The organism is Pseudoxanthomonas suwonensis (assembly GCF_000972865.1).
Classification (GTDB): Bacteria; Pseudomonadota; Gammaproteobacteria; order Xanthomonadales; family Xanthomonadaceae; genus Pseudoxanthomonas; species Pseudoxanthomonas suwonensis_B.
Map to the genome: position 1 here is coordinate 1,491,735 of NZ_CP011144.1, position 17,629 is coordinate 1,509,363.

General features: G+C 71.1%; 17 protein-coding genes. 8 read left to right on the forward strand and 9 right to left on the reverse strand.

The features are described 5' to 3' along the window. The 3 genes from WQ53_RS16255 to WQ53_RS06295 form a co-directional block, all read right to left on the reverse strand. A complete protein-coding gene (locus WQ53_RS16255; RefSeq protein WP_158497816.1) occupies positions 1–3,015 on the reverse strand; it encodes a YadA-like family protein in 3,015 nt (1,004 codons plus the stop codon). A 104-nt stretch (positions 3,016–3,119) separates the two neighbouring features. Beyond that, positions 3,120–3,944, reverse strand: coding sequence for a class I SAM-dependent methyltransferase (locus WQ53_RS06290; RefSeq protein WP_052631279.1), 825 nt, complete (start codon positions 3,942–3,944; stop codon positions 3,120–3,122). A 9-nt stretch (positions 3,945–3,953) separates the two neighbouring features. Next, positions 3,954–4,799: a class I SAM-dependent methyltransferase gene (locus tag WQ53_RS06295; protein WP_201774031.1), complete on the reverse strand. Its 846-nt coding sequence runs from the start codon at positions 4,797–4,799 to the stop codon at positions 3,954–3,956. Between the two features lie 235 nt (positions 4,800–5,034). On the opposite strand from WQ53_RS06295, the gene WQ53_RS06300 reads away from it, so the two are divergent. The 6 genes from WQ53_RS06300 (at position 5,035) to WQ53_RS06325 (ending at position 9,814) form a co-directional block, all read left to right on the forward strand. Further along, positions 5,035–5,571: an OsmC family protein gene (locus tag WQ53_RS06300; protein WP_052631280.1), complete on the forward strand. Its 537-nt coding sequence runs from the start codon at positions 5,035–5,037 to the stop codon at positions 5,569–5,571. Between the two features lie 13 nt (positions 5,572–5,584). Next, positions 5,585–6,556 (forward strand): AraC family transcriptional regulator, encoded by a 972-nt coding sequence (locus tag WQ53_RS06305; RefSeq protein WP_052631281.1) that lies wholly within the window; start codon positions 5,585–5,587, stop codon positions 6,554–6,556. Positions 6,557–6,632: 76 nt separating this feature from the next. Next, positions 6,633–7,115, forward strand: coding sequence for a YajQ family cyclic di-GMP-binding protein (locus tag WQ53_RS06310; RefSeq protein ID WP_052631282.1), 483 nt, complete (start codon positions 6,633–6,635; stop codon positions 7,113–7,115). An 11-nt stretch (positions 7,116–7,126) separates the two neighbouring features. Further along, on the forward strand, positions 7,127–7,693 hold the full coding sequence (locus tag WQ53_RS06315; protein ID WP_052631283.1) for a DUF1415 domain-containing protein: 567 nt from the start codon (positions 7,127–7,129) through the stop codon (positions 7,691–7,693). A 101-nt stretch (positions 7,694–7,794) separates the two neighbouring features. Continuing rightward, positions 7,795–8,907 (forward strand): alpha/beta hydrolase family protein, encoded by a 1,113-nt coding sequence (locus WQ53_RS06320; protein WP_052631284.1) that lies wholly within the window; start codon positions 7,795–7,797, stop codon positions 8,905–8,907. A 100-nt stretch (positions 8,908–9,007) separates the two neighbouring features. Next, complete coding sequence (locus WQ53_RS06325) at positions 9,008–9,814, forward strand: SDR family oxidoreductase (protein ID WP_052631285.1); 807 nt, start codon at positions 9,008–9,010, stop codon at positions 9,812–9,814. Between the two features lie 24 nt (positions 9,815–9,838). On the opposite strand, the gene WQ53_RS06330 is transcribed toward WQ53_RS06325, so the two are convergent. The 4 genes from WQ53_RS06330 to WQ53_RS06345 all read right to left on the reverse strand — a co-directional run bounded on the left by WQ53_RS06330 (position 9,839) and on the right by WQ53_RS06345 (position 13,882). After that, positions 9,839–11,143, reverse strand: a complete 1,305-nt coding sequence (locus WQ53_RS06330; protein WP_082112889.1) for a sialidase family protein — start codon at positions 11,141–11,143, stop codon at positions 9,839–9,841. Positions 11,144–11,385: 242 nt separating this feature from the next. Then, positions 11,386–12,075 (reverse strand): HAD family hydrolase, encoded by a 690-nt coding sequence (locus WQ53_RS06335; RefSeq protein ID WP_052631286.1) that lies wholly within the window; start codon positions 12,073–12,075, stop codon positions 11,386–11,388. After that, positions 12,072–12,782, reverse strand: coding sequence for a pseudouridine synthase (locus WQ53_RS06340; protein WP_052633951.1), 711 nt, complete (start codon positions 12,780–12,782; stop codon positions 12,072–12,074). The genes WQ53_RS06335 and WQ53_RS06340 overlap by 4 nt, the downstream gene beginning before the upstream one ends. A gap of 8 nt (positions 12,783–12,790) precedes the next feature. Further along, on the reverse strand, positions 12,791–13,882 hold the full coding sequence (locus tag WQ53_RS06345; protein ID WP_052631287.1) for a class I SAM-dependent methyltransferase: 1,092 nt from the start codon (positions 13,880–13,882) through the stop codon (positions 12,791–12,793). A gap of 173 nt (positions 13,883–14,055) precedes the next feature. Here WQ53_RS06345 and WQ53_RS06350 point away from each other — a divergent pair, with 173 nt between their 5' ends. Then, the gene (locus WQ53_RS06350) at positions 14,056–14,280 is read left to right on the forward strand and encodes a DUF6522 family protein (protein WP_052631288.1); all 225 of its coding nucleotides are present in this window, start codon (positions 14,056–14,058) and stop codon (positions 14,278–14,280) included. A 144-nt stretch (positions 14,281–14,424) separates the two neighbouring features. Here WQ53_RS06350 and WQ53_RS17190 read toward each other — a convergent pair whose 3' ends face one another. Beyond that, the gene (locus WQ53_RS17190; protein WP_201774032.1) at positions 14,425–14,877 is read right to left on the reverse strand and encodes an MmcQ/YjbR family DNA-binding protein; all 453 of its coding nucleotides are present in this window, start codon (positions 14,875–14,877) and stop codon (positions 14,425–14,427) included. A 120-nt stretch (positions 14,878–14,997) separates the two neighbouring features. Between WQ53_RS17190 and WQ53_RS17195 the strand changes: the two genes are divergently transcribed. Then, positions 14,998–15,861, forward strand: coding sequence for a hypothetical protein (locus WQ53_RS17195; protein ID WP_052631290.1), 864 nt, complete (start codon positions 14,998–15,000; stop codon positions 15,859–15,861). A gap of 548 nt (positions 15,862–16,409) precedes the next feature. On the opposite strand, the gene WQ53_RS06365 is transcribed toward WQ53_RS17195, so the two are convergent. Then, positions 16,410–17,444, reverse strand: a complete 1,035-nt coding sequence (locus WQ53_RS06365) for an aldo/keto reductase (protein WP_052631291.1) — start codon at positions 17,442–17,444, stop codon at positions 16,410–16,412. Positions 17,445–17,629 lie beyond the last annotated feature (185 nt).

Consider the following 17,629-nt stretch of genomic DNA (forward strand, 5'->3'; position numbering starts at 1 on the left):
TCAGAAGCCGGTGGAGATGGCGAGCGAGATCGATTCCTCGGTCCCGCTCCAGGAGCCGCCGTAGGTCACCACCCAGCGCCTGCCGAAGAACATCTGCACGCCGACCGCGATCGCCCGTTCCCCGCCGGCGAAGCCGGTGCCCAGGGCGATGCGGGTGCGGTAGTGCCCCTTCACCGCCGCCGCACCGGACGCCATGCCGATCATGGCGCTGTTCATGGCGCCCATCCTCGCGATCCGGCGGTCCTGGTACTGCATGCGCTCGTCCAGCGCGTCCATGCCGAACTCCAGCGCGCCGAGCCGGGTGTTGAAGGCGTCGACGTCGATGCCGGTGAGCGTCTCGATGGCGTCGCGGGCGTAGCCGTTGGCCGACGCCAGCGTGGCCGCGTCGCCGGCGTCGGCGTGGGTCCGCGCATCGGCCAGCGCCTTGGCGTCGCCGGCGTCCATGGCCGTGCGCACCGCGGCCTCGCGGGTATCGGCGTAGGTGTGGGCGGAGGCCAGGGTGGCCGCATCGCCCGCGTCCATGTCGGCGCGCACCTGCGCCTCGCGCTGGCCGGTGTAGCCGTTCGCCGCGGCCAGGGTCTGGGCGTCGGCATCGGCCATGTCCGCGCGCACCTGCGCCTCGCGGGCGTCGGTGTAGTCGCCGGAGACCTCGCCCACCTCGTCGCGGATGTCGAGGGTGGCGACCCGGGCGTCGGTGTAGTCGCGCGCTTCCTGCAGGATACGGGCATCGCCCGCATCGGCATGGGCGTTCGCGTCCTGCAGCGCCTGCGCGTCGCCGGCGTCGGCATGGCCCGCGGCCGCCTGGCGTACCTGCGCATCGCCGGCATCGGCATGGTCCCGCGCCGCCTGCAGCGCCTGCGCATCGCCCGCGTCGGCGGCGGCGCCGGCGGCCTGCAGCGTCTGCGCATCGCGTCCGTCCGCCTGCGCGCGCGCGGCCGCGAGCGCCTGCGCGTCGCCTTCGGCGGCCAGGGTGCGCACGTCCTGCTCGCTGATGGCAATCCCGCGCATGGCGTTGTCCACCGCGGCCAGCGCGCCGCCGACCGTGGAATAGGTGTTGCCGGCGATCCGGTACTGCGGCGCGACCGGGGGGACCGTCTGGTACACGGCGCCCCCGCCCAGCCAGCTGGCGCCGACGGCGCCGACGAACAGCGCCTGGCCCAGGTTGATGGCGTCCGTATCCTCGACGCCGGCCCGCACGTGCGCCACCTGGCGCGCCATGCCCGCCGCGCCGACCGAGACCACCTGGTCGCGATCGGCCACCGAGTTCGCGCCGAGGGCGACGCTGCCGGTGCCGGACACGCGTGCGTTGTCGCTGCCGTCCCCCAGTCCGTCGGCGGCCAGGTAGGGCAGTTCCGCGCTGGCGCCCTGCACGGCGAGCGCCAGTTGCCGGTAATTGATCGCATCGCTCGTCGCCGTCGCGTCGGCGATGCCCACGATCCGGCGCTGGCCGACGGCGACCGTGGCCGCCTCGTCCGCGACCGACCCGGCGCCCAGCGCGACCGAACTGCCGGCGTTCGCCCGGGCCTGCGCGCCGACCGCGATCGCCCCGGCAATGCCGGCGACCACCTGGTGGCCGATGCCGATCGAAGCAAAGCCGCCTTCCAGCACCCGACCGTCGTGCCCGATCAGCGTGGCGTAGGATGCATTGGGTCGGATTCCATAGGCATCATTGCTGACCGCATCAATCGAACCGCTTGCGATTGCAACGGCACCAATGTTGCTTGTCCCGACTAATATGCTGGTGCCTGCAACAACGGAATGCGTGCTGGATTGTGATCCACCATATCCAATGCCAGCAAATCTGATGTTGTCACCAAATGCACTCAGGAACCGCTGGAAATTCGGACCGTTGATGTGCCTGCCAAAGAAATTCAGATCTCCTCGATTGGCGCCAACGGCAGTGGAATCCAGCAGGGAGCCAAACTGGTTTGCCCCTGAGTTTGCGTTCAGTACGCGACCAAACAGGTTGCTCGAACCAGCACCTTCCATCACATAGTTGTAGTAGCCGAACACATTGCTGCTTCCGGATTCGGCAGTGTTCCCTTGCCCCATCGCCACGCTGCCAGCGGACGCCTGCCCGAGGCGGACGACCCAGTTGCTTACCCCCACCGCCAGATCCTCCGTTCCCCCGGCGGTGTTGCTATGGCCGAGCGCGACCCCGCCCGCGCCGGCCTCGTTATGGTGGCCGACCGCCACTGCCCGCGCGCCGTCCACCCTGTTTGCGATGCCGACGGAGCTGCTTTGGCCGCCGCCTGCCGAACTGTGCGCACCGATCGCCAGCGCGTGCCCGCCGTCGGCGATGTTCAAGTACCCGAGGGCGACGTCGGCAACCTGCATGGCCCAGTTTTCGTAGCCTACGGCCGTGCCGGCTTCGCCGATGACGTCGTTCCCCACGCCGGCGGCGACGCCATCCGTGCTGGTGACCCAGTTCCGCACGCCCACCACGACCGCATGGTCGCCCTCGGCTTCATTTTGTGTGCCGGCCGCGAGCGATTCGGCGCCGTAGGCCTCGTTGGCGTAGCCGAAGGCGCTGGCCATGTCGCCCTCCACATAATTGCTCCCGCCGGCGGCAGTGGCATGTCGGCCCACCTCAATGACGTTGCCGAAGCCGATCGCCGTTCCAGCCTCGCTGCTGATGCCGTTTCCGTAGCCAAGCGTGGTCGCCTCCCTGGCACCTTGGGCCACTTCGGATGTCTGGCCCACCACGACGCTGTCTCGCGCAGACGAGTGGACCCACCTTCCCAGCACGACCGCCTGCTCGGCCTGTTCAGTAGCGAACGCGGCCAACCCGATGGCGACACTCAAGTTTCCGCGCGCCCGTGCGCCAATCCCCATTGCCACCGCGCCTTCTCCAGAGGCCTGGGCTTCGATTCCGAGCGCTACGGCGTGATCTCCGCTAGCGTCCGCGCGCCCGCAGGCGAACGCGGCGTCGCCCGTCGCCATGCTGCCCAGCACGGGTTCGCAGGTATCGCCGGCCCATGCGGGCGCCGACAGCGCCATCGCGATGGCGGCCATGAGCGGCTTGAGGGTGGCGGTGGATCTCGGGGCTGGCTTCATCGTGATGTCCTGGAATCTCGTTGTTCTTGTCTTGTCGCCCGGTCAGGCCCGCGCCGGCGCGGCTACGCGCGCTTGTCCGCCACCACCAGGGCGAACTCGGCCGGGATCCGGTAGCGGTCCACGTCCCGCCATTGCTCGATCTCGCGCAGGTACTGCTGCCGCAGCCGCTTGCGGGTCACGTAGTCGAAACGCGACCACGCCAGCGCCACCGGGCCTCCCTCGAACACCGCGTTGCACGCGTCCATCGGATCGGCGTACTCCAGGTGGGTGAACACGCGCCTTTCCTGGCGCACCACGAAGCCGGTTTCCTCGCACAGGGCCACCAGCGCGCTGCTTTCGCCGAGGCTGAAGAACAGCGGACACACCTGGCTCGCGACCTCGGCATCCACGATCGGGAACACGCTCGACCAGCCGCAGTTCTGCCGCCCGCCCCACACCGCGATCGCGACCCTTCCTTCTTCGCCGAGCACGCGTCGCATCTCGTGCATGCATTGCCTGGGGTCCGGCATGTACATCAGCCCGAGCGCGCAGATGGCGAGATCCATCCTCCCGCTCGGGATCGCCAGTGATTCGCCGTCCATTCGATGGAAAATCGCGTTGTCCACGCCGCTCCCGACGGCCTGCAACCACGCCTCCTCGAGCATCTTCCCGGAGACGTCGATGCCGATGACGCCGCCGCCACCGGGCGCTACCCGCTCGGCGGCCGCGAACGTCATCAGGCCCGTCCCGCAAGCCACGTCCAGGACGCGTTCGCCAGGGGCCGGTGCCGCCATTTCGAGCAGCTCCGCGTGTGCGCGGGACAGCTGGTGCCGCCACGACGGCTCGTACGACCCGGCCGCGCGGTCCCAACCGTATCGCTGGATCCTGCGTTGGACTTCGGCATCCATGCTTTGCGATTACTTGCGCGTGATGACGATTTCGAGGTACTCGCTGGGAACGACCAGCGAGTCCCGACGGCCGACCCCGCTCGAACTGCAATTCATCTGGTTCAGGACGCGCAGCAGATCCGCCTCGAGCTCCATCGCGCCCTCGGGCGACAGCGCCTGGAACGCCTTCTTCACCGGCCCATACCAGGTGCGGAACACGTCGATGAAATGTTCCGCCGAGCGATAGCGGAACTTGAACATCCGCGGCGTGGCCACGATCGACGTCGCGTCCTCCCCGAACAGCACCTCGAGCGTGGCCTTCGATCCCCACGCGGAGGGCGGGTTCGCGCCCGGCGGAGGCGGCAGGTGCCGCCCCAGCACCTGGAACATCCGGCCGATGAATCCATCCGGCGTCCAGTTGGCCATCGCGATCCGCCCGCCGGGACGGCATACCCGGATCATCTCGGATGCCGCCCGGGCATGATCCGGAGCGAACATGACGCCGAACGTGGAAATGACCACATCGAAACTGCCGTCGGCGAAGGGAAGCTTCTCGGCGTCGGCCTCGGTGAACTGCACCTCCAGCATTTCCGCGGACGCGCGCTGCGCGCCCATATCAAGCAGGGCCGACACGTAGTCCGTGGAGGTCACCTTGCAGCCGCGCCGGGCGGCTGCCAGCGTCGCATTGCCGTTGCCTGCCGCCACGTCGAGCACCCTCTCGTCCCAGCGCAGGTCGCAAGCCTCCGCAAGCGTCTCCCCGACGATCTGGAGCGTGGTTCCCACGACGGCATAGTTGCCACTCGACCAGGCGAGCCGCTGCTTCGATTTCAGGGCCTCGAGATCGATCTGGGAAGGGATGGGCGGCACAGCATTCATGAAAGACGGGCTCCGGCGATGTGGTCGGCACATCTTCCGGACGCGAACCGGAACAATCCTGCCGCGCCGTCCGGGATTGCTGCCCGCCCGTCCGCGGCGCCCGGGCGCCGTTCCGATTCATGGCAGACTGTCCGGAATTCCTTGCCGGGCGTCCCGACGTTGACGCACGGCACCCGCAACCTGTGAACTTCGTAGAGAATCCGCGACTTGCCTGGTCGGACTGGAGAATCAGCGGATGAGCGGAATCGATCACATCGCCAGCGTAATGTCGCGGGCAAGGAAGGTGTTCCAGCGCAGGCCGGACATCGCATTCGCGGAAGACACCACCGCGACGGCCGTCTGGTCCGGAGGTCTGAAGTCGACCGCGTCCCTCCCGGAGCGCGCGCATGTCGAGACCGACATGCCGCATGAGCTCGGCGGCGGGGGCGCCGGCGCACCCCCCGGCTGGCTGTTCCGGGCGGGCATCGCCTCGTGCGCATTGACGTCGATCGTGATGAGCGCATGCGAGAAGGGGATCGTCCTCTCCTCGATCCAGGTGAGGGTATGCAGCAAGTCGGATACGCGCGGGCTGCTGGGCATGGACGATGCTTCCGCCGTTGCCGTCTTCCCGGGCCCGCAGGAGCTGCGGATCGAAGTCGAGATCAGGGCCGACGGCGTTCCGCAGCAGGACCTGCACGCCCTCGTGCACCTCGGCCTGGAGCGCTCACCCATGCAGGCAGCCCTGCGCCAGCCGCCGCCATGCACCGTCATGGTGGATACCTCCATCGACTGATCCCGGTTCGACTATGGACGCTCTAGACGAGATCCTGAAATCCGTGCAGATATCGGGCACGTTCTTCGTCAGTGGCCGGTTCACGGCGCCGTGGTGCTACCAGTCCCCATGCGCCAGCGTCGCGGCCCCGTTCCTGGAACCGAAGGCCGAGAACGTGATCATCTTCCACCTCATCACGGAGGGCGAGTGCGTCGTCGAGATGGCAGGGCAGGAGCCCTTCGTCGCGAAGGAAGGGGAAGTGGTCATCTTCCCCAAGGGCGACGCGCATCGCATGGCTTCGGCGGCCGGGATCTGCCCGGCCAAGAGCTCCAACCTGTCGCGCCTCCTCGCGCACAAGCCGTGCCGGCTGTCGTACGGCGGCGGCGGGCCGCGCACGAGGCTGGTCTGCGGCTACCTGGCGTGCGATGCCGGCCTGGCGCGGCTGCTTCTCAGCGGCCTGCCGCCCGCGGTCCGGCTGGACATGCGGACGACGCCCGCGGGCACCTGGCTCGAATCGTCGATCAGCTATGCCTTGTCGGAAGCGAGATCGCCACGCGCGGGAGGCAGCAGCGTGATGTCGCGACTGGCCGAGGTCCTTTTCATCGAGATACTGCGCCAGTACGCGTGCACCGGCGCTGGCCGCATCGGGTGGCTTGCCGGACTTTCCGACAGGACGGTCGGCAAGGCCCTGAACGCGCTGCATGGCAATCCGTCGCGCGACTGGACGCTGGAAGAACTCGCGAGATCGATCGGATCGTCGCGCACGGTTCTGGCCGACAGGTTCCAGAAGATCATGGGCATCTCGCCCATGCTCTATCTGACGCAGTGGCGGATGCTCATCGCCGCCAACATGCTGCGGCGCACTACGGCCTCGCTGACGAACATCGCCGAAGAGGTCGGTTACCAGAACGATACCTCTTTCAGCCGCGCATTCCGGCGCGAGTACGGGGTGCCTCCCGCCGCCTGGCGCCGCTCCCTGTCGGACCGGCACAAGTCCGCCGCATAGCGGCCGGGAATGCCCGCGCGCGGCCCGCCACGCACCGGGTAAAATGCGCGCTCCACGCCCCTGCCGGACCGCGCCCATGCCTTCCTTCGACATCGTCTCCGAAGTCGACACCCACGAGCTGACCAACGCGGTCGACCAGGCCAGCCGCGAGCTGACCACCCGCTTCGACTTCAAGGGGGTGGACGCGAAGTTCGTGCGCGAGGACAGCGTCATCACCCAGTCCGCGCCCAGCGACTTCCAGCTCAAGCAGATGACCGACATCCTGCGCCAGCGCCTGACCGCGCGCGGCATCGACGCGCGCTGCCTGGAGTTCGGCGAGGTGGAGACCAACCTGGCCGGCGCGCGGCAGAAGGTCACGATCAAGCAGGGGATCGAGCGCGAGACCGCCAAGAAGATCCAGTCCGCGCTCAAGGACGCCAAGCTCAAGGTCGACAGCCAGATCGCCGGCGAGAAGCTGCGGGTCAACGGCAAGAAGCGCGACGACCTGCAGGAGGCCATCGCCCTGCTGCGCAAGGCCGACTTCGGCATCCCGCTGCAGTTCGACAACTTCCGCGACTGAGCCGCGCCGCGATGTCCGCCGACCACGACAGCCCGCTCCCCGGCGCGGACGAGGCCATTGCCGCCACCCGCCGCTGGGTGGAACGGGCGGTGATCGGCCTGAACCTGTGCCCGTTCGCCAAGGCGGTGTATGTAAAGGAGCAGGTGCGCTTCGCCTTCAGCGACGCGACCACGCCCGAACAGCTGCTCGAGCAGCTGGGCGAGGAACTGCTGCGGCTGCGCGACACCCCGGCCGAGCAGATCGACACCACGCTGCTGGTGCATCCGCACGTACTGCAGGACTTCCTCGACTACAACGATTTCCTCGACCAGGCCGACGCGCTGGTCGAGGCGCTGGAACTGGACGGCGAGCTGCAGGTGGCCAGCTTCCATCCCGATTACCAGTTCGCCGACAGCCGCCCGGATGACATCGAGAACTACAGCAACCGTGCGCCCTATCCGACCCTGCACCTGCTGCGCGAGGACAGCGTGAGCCGCGCGGTCGAGGTCTATCCGGACCCGGACTCGATCGTGGAGCGCAACTTCGCGACCCTGCGCGAGCTCGGCCACGACGGCTGGCGCCGGCTGCTCGCGGACTGAGTCGGGCGACCGGGCCGGTCGGCGCCGGCCGGCGCGGCTGCGCAGCGGGAAGGGTGCTAGGGTTGCGCGCGCCGCCTTCCCTCCCGCCAGGGGACTCCAGCATGACCGGCAAGGTTTCGCGACACGGTTCCGGCTTGGCCGCGGCACTCGTGCTGGCGGTGCTGGCCGCCTCCCCGGCCCGCGCGCAGGAGGCCTGCACGCTGCCCGCCGGCACCGAGCCGTTCGCATTCGAGTCGGGCGGCAACCGCCTGCGCGGATTCGTCGATCTTCCCGAGGGTGCGGGCCCGCATCCGGCGGTCGTGTTCGTGCACGGCGCCGGACCGACCGACGTGAGCGGGCGCGACCCCGGGTTCAATGGCTCCTACGACAGGCTGCGGGCGGTCTTCCGCCGCACCGGGATCGCCACCGTGGCCTGGACCAAGGCCGGCGACGGCTGCAGCGAGGGCGGCTATGCCGCCGACGCGGTGCTGGTGGACAGGGCCAGCGAGACGGTCGCGGCGGTGGCGGCGCTGCGGCAGCGGCAGGACATCGATCCGGAACGCATCGGCTTGTGGGCGATCAGCCAGGGTGGCTGGATCGCGCCGATGGCGGCCGTGCGCGATCCACGGATCGCGTTCCTGATCGTGGTCAGCGGCCCGGGCCGGGAGGCCGGCGCGGACACCGCGTACCACTTCTCCCAGCTGCTGCGCAGGCAGGGCGTCGGCGACGCCGAGGCGGACCAGGCCGCCGCCACGCTGCGGCGTGCCCTGGCGATCGCGGGCGCCGGCGGATCGCGCGAGGAATTCCTCGCGGCGACCGCACCGCTGGAGCGGTATCCGCTGTTCGCCCGGATGGGTATCGGCGACACGGCGGAAACGGACTGGCTCGGACCCGACCACCTCCTGCGCGCGGACACCTACCTGGCCCAGCTGCGACAGCCGACGCTGGCCATCTTCGGCGACCGCGACGTTATGGTGGACTGGCGGGCGAGCGTGGACGCCTACCGCGACGCGTTCGCCCGCGGCGGCAATCCCGCGCTGACGATCCGGGTCTTCGAGGGCGCCGACCACGGCCTGTTCCCGGCGATCGACCGGCCGCGCGATCGCGAGGAACGGGGCAGGACCGCCTACGTGGACGGCTATCCGGAACTGATGGCCGGATGGCTGCAGGAGCATGGATTTACCGGGACGACCGGGGCGACGCCCTCCCCTGTGCACGCCACCTCCCGGCCGTGAACCCGACGCGGCACAGGCCTGCGGCAATCCGCCGCCGCGCCCACGCCGGATGCACGCGCCGCGGGCGACACTGGCGCTCCCATCCATCGCCGGTTCGCCCATGACCCTCGTGCCCGCCATCGAACCGTGGAATCCGGCGCCGCTGCAGGACCGCGTGGTCCTGGTCACCGGCGGCGCGCAGGGCATCGGCCGCGGCATCGCCCAGGCAGTGCTCGGTGCCGGCGGCCGCGTGGCGATCGCCGACCTGGACGCCGACGCGGGCCGTGCCTGCCTGCGCGACTGGGCACTGCCGCAGCGCAGCCTGTTCCGGCGCACCGACGTGGCCGGCGAGCGCAGCGTCGCCGCCTTCGTCGGCGCCGCACTCGAACGCTTTGGCCGCATCGACGGCCTGGTCAACAACGCCGGCATCGCCGACCCGCACGTGCCGCCGCTGGACGCCCTGGCGTTCGCCGAGTGGAACCGGCGCCTGTCCAGCCTGCACGGCGCGTTCCTCTGCGCGAAGCACGCGTTGCCCGCACTGCGCCGGGCCAAGGGCGGCGGCGCGATCGTCAACATCGCCTCCACCCGTGCGCACCAGTCCGAACCGCACGGCGAGGCCTACGCCGCGGCCAAGGGCGGGCTGGTCGCGTTCACCCACGCACTGGCGCTGAGCGAGGGCCCGGCGGTGCGCGTGAACTGCATCAGCCCCGGCTGGATCGCCACCGAGGCCTGGCGCGGGCCGGCACGACGGCGCGCACCGAAGCTGTCGCGGCGCGACCATGCCCAGCATCCGGCCGGCCGCGTCGGCATGCCGGAGGACATCGCCGCACTGGCGGTGTACCTGCTGGCGCCGGCGCTCTCGGGCTTCGTCACCGGCCAGGAGTTCGTCGCCGACGGCGGCATGACCCGCAAGATGCAGTACGCCTGAGCAGGCGCCTTGCGTCGGGTCCGGTCAGCGCACCGTCGCGCCGCGCAGCACCGGCGCGCCATCGTGCACGTCGGTCCACACCAGCCAGGCGGCATCCCCGCTCCCCTGCAGGCGCGGCAGGCCGCTGGCGCGCCCGCGCGCGGACACCCCGGCGACCTCGATGCGCTCGCCGTGCGCCCAGTCGGTGTCGTAGCGGCCCAGCACCAGCCGCTGCGACGCCGGCGGAGCTTCCTCCAGCCACGCCGCCAGCAGCTGCTCGCCGCCGCGCGCGAGGGCCACGCGTCCCAGCACCTGCGGTCCCTTGGCCAGGGTCACCGGCGCGCCGAAACGGTCGCCGGCATCGTCCGAGCGCGCCGCGCGCAGTTCCGGCACGCCGTCGGCCTCGGTGTACCACGCGACCCAGACCCGGCTCCCGTCGGCGACCACCACCGGTCCGTTGACCGGGCAACCGGGGAAGCGCCAGCCGTCCGCGTGCACGTCGCGCGGCGCGGTCCAGGCCGCGCCGTCGAAGCGGACGAGGCGGGTGTCGCGGATCTCGTGCGCGTCGCGGCCGCGGTAGACCACCACCACGCCGCGGTCGGTCGATGCCGAGGCGGTCGTGCAGCAGTCGCAGGTCGAGGCGTCCAGCGGCCACTCGGCTTCCTGCGCGCCCTGCGGTCCGTGGACCGCGGCGCGCAGCATCATCGCCGGGCCGCCGTCCGCATGGTGGCCGTCATGCGCAGCCGCGCCGGGCGTGGCCGCGGCCTTCTGCCGGCTGTCGAGCCAGGCGATGCCCAGCCGGTCGTCGGCCTGCGCCCAGAAAGTCACGAAGCCGTGGTCGCCGCGCGTGCCCGGATGCACCGGCTGCGGCGCCGACCAGGTGTCGCCGCCATCGCCGGAGCGCACCAGCGCGATGCCGTAGTCCATCCGCGACGGGCCGGTGCTGCGCAGCCAGTGCGCCCACAGCGAGCCGTCGGGCAAGGCGTACACATGCGGCGTATCGGCCCAGTTGACGAACCAGTCGCTGCCGGCGGCCACGGTCTGCGGCTCGCCCCATGCCTGTGCGGCGCCGCCGGGCACGGTGGAGGCCAGGCGCAGGCGGTGGCCGCCGTCGGCGAGCGCCTCGATCCAGCTCAGCAGCAGGCGACCGTCCGGGGCCACGGCCAGGTCGGGCTGCGCTGCGCCCGCCGGTGCCGGCAGGATCCATTCGTCGATCTGCGCCGCGGCCGGCGACGATGGCGCGCCGGAGGCGGCGGATGGCGTGGACGCAGGACCAGGGTCGCCACCACGCGAACAGGCCGCCAGCGCGAACAGCGATGCGGCGATCCATCGATGGCGGTGCTGCTGCATTGCGGCCTCGCTGCGGAACGGCCACGCTACTTTCGCACCGGACGGAACGACAGTCCAAGAACGTCAAGCAAGGCGCCCCATCGCTTGTGGGTTGGAGAGCTGAAGCGAGGGGCAAACACTCGCGCTTCAAGTGCGCATGGAGCCCCCCTCAACCCCAACCCTCTCTCCCATCGCCATGCGATGGGGGAGAGGGAGCGTTTCACCAGGCACTCCAGGGCCGCAGGCGAACGCGGCCGCGCGCCTCAGCCGATCGCCAGCCGCGCCTCCAGCAGCCGCTGCGCAGCGGCGAGCGAATCGACGATGCGATGCCGCAGCGCGCGCACGTCGTCGTCCGGCTCGAGCATGTCCGGCACCTGGACCGGGGTCATGCCCGCGGCCAGCGCGGCGCGCACGCCGGTCGGCGAGTCCTCCAGCACCAGGCACAACGACGGCGCCACGCCCAGGGTCGCGGCGGCGAGCAGGTACACGTCCGGTGCCGGCTTGGGCCGCGCGACGTCGCTGCTGGTGCAGACCGCGTCGAAGTACCGCAGCAGCCCGGCGGCGGCGAGCTTGCGCATCGCCAGCGGCCGGCGGGTCGAGGTCGCCACCGCGCGCGGGATGCGGCGCGCGACCAGCAGTTCGAGCAGGTCGACGACGCCGGGCCGGTGGTCGATGCCGGCGTCGGCGACCGCGTCGTACATCGTCTCCACCCGCTCCAGCAGCACGACCGTCGCCGCATCGCCGATGCGTTCGGCGAGCAGGCGCCGGCACAGGCCGTCACCGCCGCCGATCATCTGCAGCCACAGCGTCTCGGGCAGATCGTGGCCCAGTTCGAGCGCGGCGCGGGCCATGCAGGCGTTGATCGCGCGCTCGCTGTCGAGCATCAGCCCGTCCATGTCGAAGATCACCGCGTCAGGCAGGAACGGCAGCGGCGGGATGGCGACGGGGCTCATGCGGTCTCCGGGTTGAACAGGCGCTCCAGGTCGGCGGCGTCCAGCGCGCGCCACCGGCCTTCGGGCAGGTCGCCCAGGTCCAGTCCGCCGACGCGCGGGCGGTGCAGCGCTTCGACGTGGTTGCCGGTGGCGGCGAACATGCGCCGCACCTGGTGGTAGCGGCCCTCATGCAGGGTCAGCCGCGCGCGGCGCGGGCCGAGCGCCTCGAGTTCCGCCGGCAGCAGCGGCGTGGTCTCCGACTCCAGCAGCAGCGTGCCGCTGGCGAACAGCGCCGCCTCGTCGCCGCGCAGGTCCTGCGCCAGCGCGGCCTCGTAGACCTTGGGCAGCCTGGACTTCGGCGAGACGATCCGGTGCAGCAGCGCGCCGTCGTCGGTCATCAGCAACAGGCCGGTGGTCTCGCGGTCCAGGCGGCCAACCGTGGACAACACCGGGTCGCGCAGGCGGAAGCGGGCGGGCAGCAGGTCGTAGACGATCCGGCCCTTGTCCTTGGTCGAGCAGGTATGGCCGGCCGGCTTGTGCAGCATCAGCGCCAATCCGGGCGGCGGATCCAGCGGCTCGCCGTCCACCCGCACGTTGTCGTGGTCGAGCGGATCGTCGGCGTAGAGCACCTCGCCGGCCGCGTCGGTGACGCGGCCCTCGCGGAACAGCCAGGCCACTTCCTTGCGGCTGCCGTAGCCGAGGTTGGCCAGGTGCTTGACCAGCTTCATCGACTTGCTCACCGCCCACCCTCCTTCACCGCCTCGATCGCCTTGAAGCCGCCCGCCTCGGCCAGCACCCGCTGCGAGGCGAAGCCGCGCGCCAGGGTCGCCTCGTACGGCAGGTGGCGGTTGGCGACCAGCAGCAGGCGTCCGCCGGGACGCAGCGCCTGCGCCGCCACCTCGATGAAGCGCTGGCCCAGCTCCGGCCGGTCACCGCGGTCGTGCGCGTGGAACGGCGGGTTGCTGACGATGAAGTCGTAGCCGTCCTGCGCCAGGCCGGCGGTCACGTCGTGCCAGTGGAAGCCGAGCGCGACGCGGTCGGCATGCGCGGCGAGATTGCCGCGCGCCAGCTCCAGTGCGCGCGCCTCGGCCTCGTACAGGTCCAGCGCCTGCACGCCTGGCGCGCGGCGCAGCAGCTCGTCGGCCAGGTAGCCCCAGCCGGCGCCGAGGTCGGCGCCGCGGCCGCGCAGGCCGGTCGGCAGCTGCGCGGCCAACAGCGCCGAAGCCGGATCGATCCGGTCCCAGGCGAACACGCCCGGGCGGCTGGTGTAGCGGCCGTCCAGGATCGGCCGCGGCGCATCGGCGCGCGACCAGCGCGCGGCCAGCGCGGTGTCATGCGTGCCTGACAGCGGTGGCGTCCAAAACACGCGGCAGTGGAACTTGGTCAGCGTGCCGTCGAGGCCGGCCAGCTGCTGCAGGTCGCGCTCGCGCGACTTGGCGCCCTCGTCGTTGGCCACCGCGACGACCACCCGCGCGCCGGGTGCGGCCAGCGCCACCGCGCGCGCCAGCAGCGCCTGCGCTTCATCGCGCTGCCGTGGCGGCAGGACCAGCACCAGCGACGCACCGCCCTCGTCTTCGAGCTCGGGCTGCACCTCCAGCCCGGCCTGGCGCAGGCCGTCGGCCAGCGGCTTGAAGCCCTGCTCGCACCGCAGCCGGTCCAGCGGATGGCGCCGCAGCGGCCAGCCGTCGCGCGCGCGCAGGAATGCGACCGGCCCCTGCGCCGGCCACGGCAGCGCGCCGCCGTCGAACGGCAGCAGCAGGGCCTTGAGCGGGTCGTCGTGGAGGGTCAAGCGGAGATGGGCGGCAATGGGCGGGCCATTATCCGCCATCGTCGCGGCACGGTGACCGGGCAGGCGCCCGCCGGGTACGCGCAGGTCGCCCGCCGTTCACGGCAGGCGCGTCCCGCGGACGGCGGTCGGTGCTGCCGCCCCGGCGCCTGACCCAGGTCAAGGCGCCGACGGCCGCCTTGCGCAATCCTGCAAGCAGCCCCATGGAAGCTGCGATGGACAGTCCCGCTCCCCCACTGGAAATCGACGGCGCGATGGTCGCGCGCGCGATCGGCCTGGAGGTGGCCGCGTTCCGGCAGTTGATGGCCGACGGCAAGATCACCGTGCTGTGCGAACGCGGCACCGGCGAGGATGCCGGTACCTGGCGCGCGTCGTTCTACTACGGCAAGCAAAGGGCGCGCTTCATCGTCGACGCGCGCGGCCATCCGCTGCCCGACTGAGCCGCACCCGGGTGCGTGCCGGCATGGCCTGCATGCACGCTGGCCGGGATCACCGGCCTGTCCGATGCTGCGGCGCCAGCTCGTCCCGCTTGACGAGCGCGAGGGCTCCGCACCAGGCGCGCCCTCCTCCTGCGACTCCGGCGCTCATCCACGCCCGCGGACGCGCCCGCCGCGCGTCCGCGGGGGAACCGGCACCCCGGTCAGCGCCACCTGCCGCGTCCGGCTCAAGGTGCCCAACGCATGGCGGTACGACCAGTCAACCAGTTCGCCCAGGTACGCGCCCGGCAGGCTGCGCACGTCGACCACCGTCACCCACCGGTGCCGGCCCAGCCAGCGCGCCGGACGGATGCCGGGAATGTCGGTCAGTTCCAGGAAGTGTTCCGGCGACGCCTTGAAGCTGAAGCGCCAGCGTTCCGGCTCGCTGGTCTTGAAATAGGCGAAGGTCTTGCCGCCGATCGCATACACCAGGATGTTCGCCGGCGCATCGAGCCGGCGTGCCTCGACGCCCGGCAGCCCGGCGCAGAACGCCTTGAGTCCCTCGGTATCCACGGCGCTATCCGCGCCGATCGTAACGGCGTGGGATCCGGTCTGGTTCACCTGCGTCCGACTGCGGCGTGAATGCGTGCCGGCAGGGCGCGGCGCTATGCTGGCCACGATGCGGCATGCGGCGCCATCCCGCGCGTCGCGCCACGACCTGCATTGCGGAGGAGCCTGGACATGGCGACTTCCCGATGGCTGCCGGCGGGCTTCACGCTCGCGGTCGGCCTGCTGTCCTGGACCACGGCCGCCGCCCAGGCCGGCGTCGAACTGCACCACGGCGCGGTCGCCGAAGCGGATTTCGGCGACGCAACCCTCAGCGCCCGCGTGGACGGCCTGCGCCTGCGCGCGCCGGAGTTCGGCCTGCTGCAGGGCCGGGCCACGCTCGGCGCCGACTATGCCTACACCCACTACGACTACACCGGCCTGCCCACCCGCAACCGCGACCTGCACCGGCTGGCGCTGCCGCTGCAATGGCGCCGCGACGGCGCCTATCTCGTGCGGTTGGTGGTGGCGCCGACCATCGCCAGTTCCTCCAACGTGTTCAAGGACCTGCCCTCGCGCGGCAGTAGCGACGACCTCGCGCTGTACGGCGGGGCCACCGTCGAGCGGGCCACGCCCGGCGGCTGGGGCTGGCGCGCCGGCGCCGGCTACGACGACCGCTTCGGCGATCCGCGGGCCTACCCGGTACTGGCCCTGCTGCACCGTGGCGCGCGCACCGACCTGGTCCTGGGCTGGCCGCGCAGCGAGGCCGGGTGGCAGCCGCATCCGCAGTGGCGCCTGCGGCTGGAAGTGGCGCCGGCGGGACAGCGCTGGCACGTGGTCAGCGACGAACGCGGCGGCGCAGAGTTCTTCTACGTCAGCGAAGCCTGGCGCGGAACGCTGGGCGCGGACTGGCACCCGAGCCGGCACTGGCGGTTGCGGCTGGAGGCCGGCTACGCGTTCGACCGCCGGCACGACCTGGTGGACGACACCGGCGCGCGCATCGAGCGCCGGGTCGCATCGGCGACGACGTACGCGCTGGCGTTGCGTTACGGGTTCTGAAGTGCCCGACCTTTCTCCGCTGTTGTAGGAGCCGGGTTCAGCCGGCGACACGACGCCGTCGGCACAGGCGACGCCCTCGTGATTCCGACGCCCGTGTCGCCGACTGAAGTCAGCTCCTACAGAAGAGCGGCCGCGCTGCGGCTGTTGTAGGAGCCGGGTTCAGCCGGCGACACGACGACGCCGGCACAGGCGACGCCCTCATGGTTCCGACGCCCGTGTCGCCGACTGAAGTCAGCTCCTACAGAAGAGCGGCCGCGCGGTGGCTGTTTGTAGGAGCCGGGTTCAGCCGGCGAAGCGACGCCGTCGGCACAGGCGACGCCCTCATGGTTCCGACGCCCGTGTCGCCGACTGAAGTCAGCTCCTACAGAAGAGCGGCCGCGCGGTGGCTGTTGTAGGAGCCGGGTTCAGCCGGCGAAGCGACGCCGGCGGCACAGGCGACGCCCTCATGGTCCCGACGCCCTTGTCGCCGGCTGAACCCGGCTCCTACAACAGCAACCACGGCGATGCGGCTGCATCGGCGATCCATCGCCTACTCCAACCGACTGCACTCACACCGGCGTCGGATTGCGGTACTTGAACCCGGCCTGGTGCCAGTACGGATACGGCTTGGCCACCGCACTGGCGGCATCCAGCCTCGCCACCTGCTCCTGCGTCAGGTTCCAGCCGACCGCGCCCAGGTTCTGCATCAACTGTTCCTCATTGCGCGCACCGACGATGACGCTGGACACGGTCGGCCGCTGCAGCAGCCAGTTCAGCGCAACTTGCGGCACCGTCTTCCCGGTCTCGGCGGCGACTTCGTCCAGCGCATCGACCACGCGGTACAGGTACTCCTCCTCCACCTGCGGCCCGGAATCGACCGCGGTCTGCGACTGCAGGCGGCTGCCCTCCGGCAGCGGCTGGCCCCGGCGCAGCTTGCCGGTCAGCCGGCCCCAGCCCAGCGGGCTCCACACCACCGCGCCCACGCCCTGGTCCTCGGCCAGCGGCATCAGCTCCCACTCGTAGTCGCGGCCGAGCAGCGAGTAGTAGGCCTGGTGCGCCACGTAGCGGGTCCAGCCGTAGCGGTCGGCGACGGCCAGCGACTTCATCAGGTGCCAGCCGGAGAAGTTGGACACGCCCAGGTAGCGGATCTTGCCCGCCTTGACCAGCGTGTCGAGCGTGGACAGCACCTCCTCCACCGGCGGCCGCGCATCGAAGCCGTGCAGCTGGAACAGGTCGATGTAGTCGGTGCCCAGCCGCCGCAGCGCGGCGTCGACCGCGTTGACCAGGTGATGGCGCGAGGAACCGACCTGGTTCTCGCCGTCGCCGAAGCGGAAGGTCGCCTTGGTGGAAATGATCAGCGAATCGCGCGGGCGGCCCTTGATCGCCTCGCCGAGGATCTCCTCGGCCGCGCCCTTGGAGTACACGTCGGCGCTGTCGAACATGTTCATGCCGGCGTCCAGGCAGATGTCGACCAGGCGCCGCGCCTGGGCCACGTCGGTGCTGCCCCAGGCGCTGAACAGCGCGCCGCTGCCGCCGAAGGTGCCGGTGCCGAAACTGAGGACGGGGACGCGGAAGCCGGAACGGCCGAGATAGCGGTATTCCATGATGGAGCCTCGGGGGAGGGAGACGATGCGCCATTTCACTCCCCGGCAACGGACCGCTCAAGGCCACCGGCGGGAAGCTGGGTTGCGCCATCCCGCGCTGCACCACCGGAGCGACGGCCGTCCCCGCGTCGTAACGGAACGATGATGGCCCCCGGCGTATGTTCGACAGCGTCCCCACCGGCCAC

Bases quoted from the DNA above. Each gene is read 5' to 3' on its own strand.
- WQ53_RS06300 (WP_052631280.1), top strand. From the start codon at position 5,035: ATGAGCGGAATCGATCACATCGCCAGCGTAATGTCGCGGGCAAGGAAG.
- WQ53_RS06290 (WP_052631279.1), bottom strand. From the start codon at position 3,944: ATGGATGCCGAAGTCCAACGCAGGATCCAGCGATACGGTTGGGACCGC.
- WQ53_RS06340 (WP_052633951.1), bottom strand. From the start codon at position 12,782: ATGAAGCTGGTCAAGCACCTGGCCAACCTCGGCTACGGCAGCCGCAAG.
- WQ53_RS06315 (WP_052631283.1), top strand. From the start codon at position 7,127: ATGTCCGCCGACCACGACAGCCCGCTCCCCGGCGCGGACGAGGCCATT.
- WQ53_RS06365 (WP_052631291.1), bottom strand. From the start codon at position 17,444: ATGGAATACCGCTATCTCGGCCGTTCCGGCTTCCGCGTCCCCGTCCTC.
- WQ53_RS06305 (WP_052631281.1), top strand. From the start codon at position 5,585: ATGGACGCTCTAGACGAGATCCTGAAATCCGTGCAGATATCGGGCACG.
- WQ53_RS06295 (WP_201774031.1), bottom strand. From the start codon at position 4,799: ATGAATGCTGTGCCGCCCATCCCTTCCCAGATCGATCTCGAGGCCCTG.
- WQ53_RS06320 (WP_052631284.1), top strand. From the start codon at position 7,795: ATGACCGGCAAGGTTTCGCGACACGGTTCCGGCTTGGCCGCGGCACTC.
- WQ53_RS06345 (WP_052631287.1), bottom strand. From the start codon at position 13,882: ATGGCGGATAATGGCCCGCCCATTGCCGCCCATCTCCGCTTGACCCTC.
- WQ53_RS06310 (WP_052631282.1), top strand. From the start codon at position 6,633: ATGCCTTCCTTCGACATCGTCTCCGAAGTCGACACCCACGAGCTGACC.
- WQ53_RS06335 (WP_052631286.1), bottom strand. From the start codon at position 12,075: ATGAGCCCCGTCGCCATCCCGCCGCTGCCGTTCCTGCCTGACGCGGTG.
- WQ53_RS06330 (WP_082112889.1), bottom strand. From the start codon at position 11,143: ATGCAGCAGCACCGCCATCGATGGATCGCCGCATCGCTGTTCGCGCTG.
- WQ53_RS06350 (WP_052631288.1), top strand. From the start codon at position 14,056: ATGGACAGTCCCGCTCCCCCACTGGAAATCGACGGCGCGATGGTCGCG.
- WQ53_RS17195 (WP_052631290.1), top strand. From the start codon at position 14,998: ATGGCGACTTCCCGATGGCTGCCGGCGGGCTTCACGCTCGCGGTCGGC.
- WQ53_RS06325 (WP_052631285.1), top strand. From the start codon at position 9,008: ATGACCCTCGTGCCCGCCATCGAACCGTGGAATCCGGCGCCGCTGCAG.
- WQ53_RS16255 (WP_158497816.1), bottom strand. From the start codon at position 3,015: ATGGCCGCCATCGCGATGGCGCTGTCGGCGCCCGCATGGGCCGGCGAT.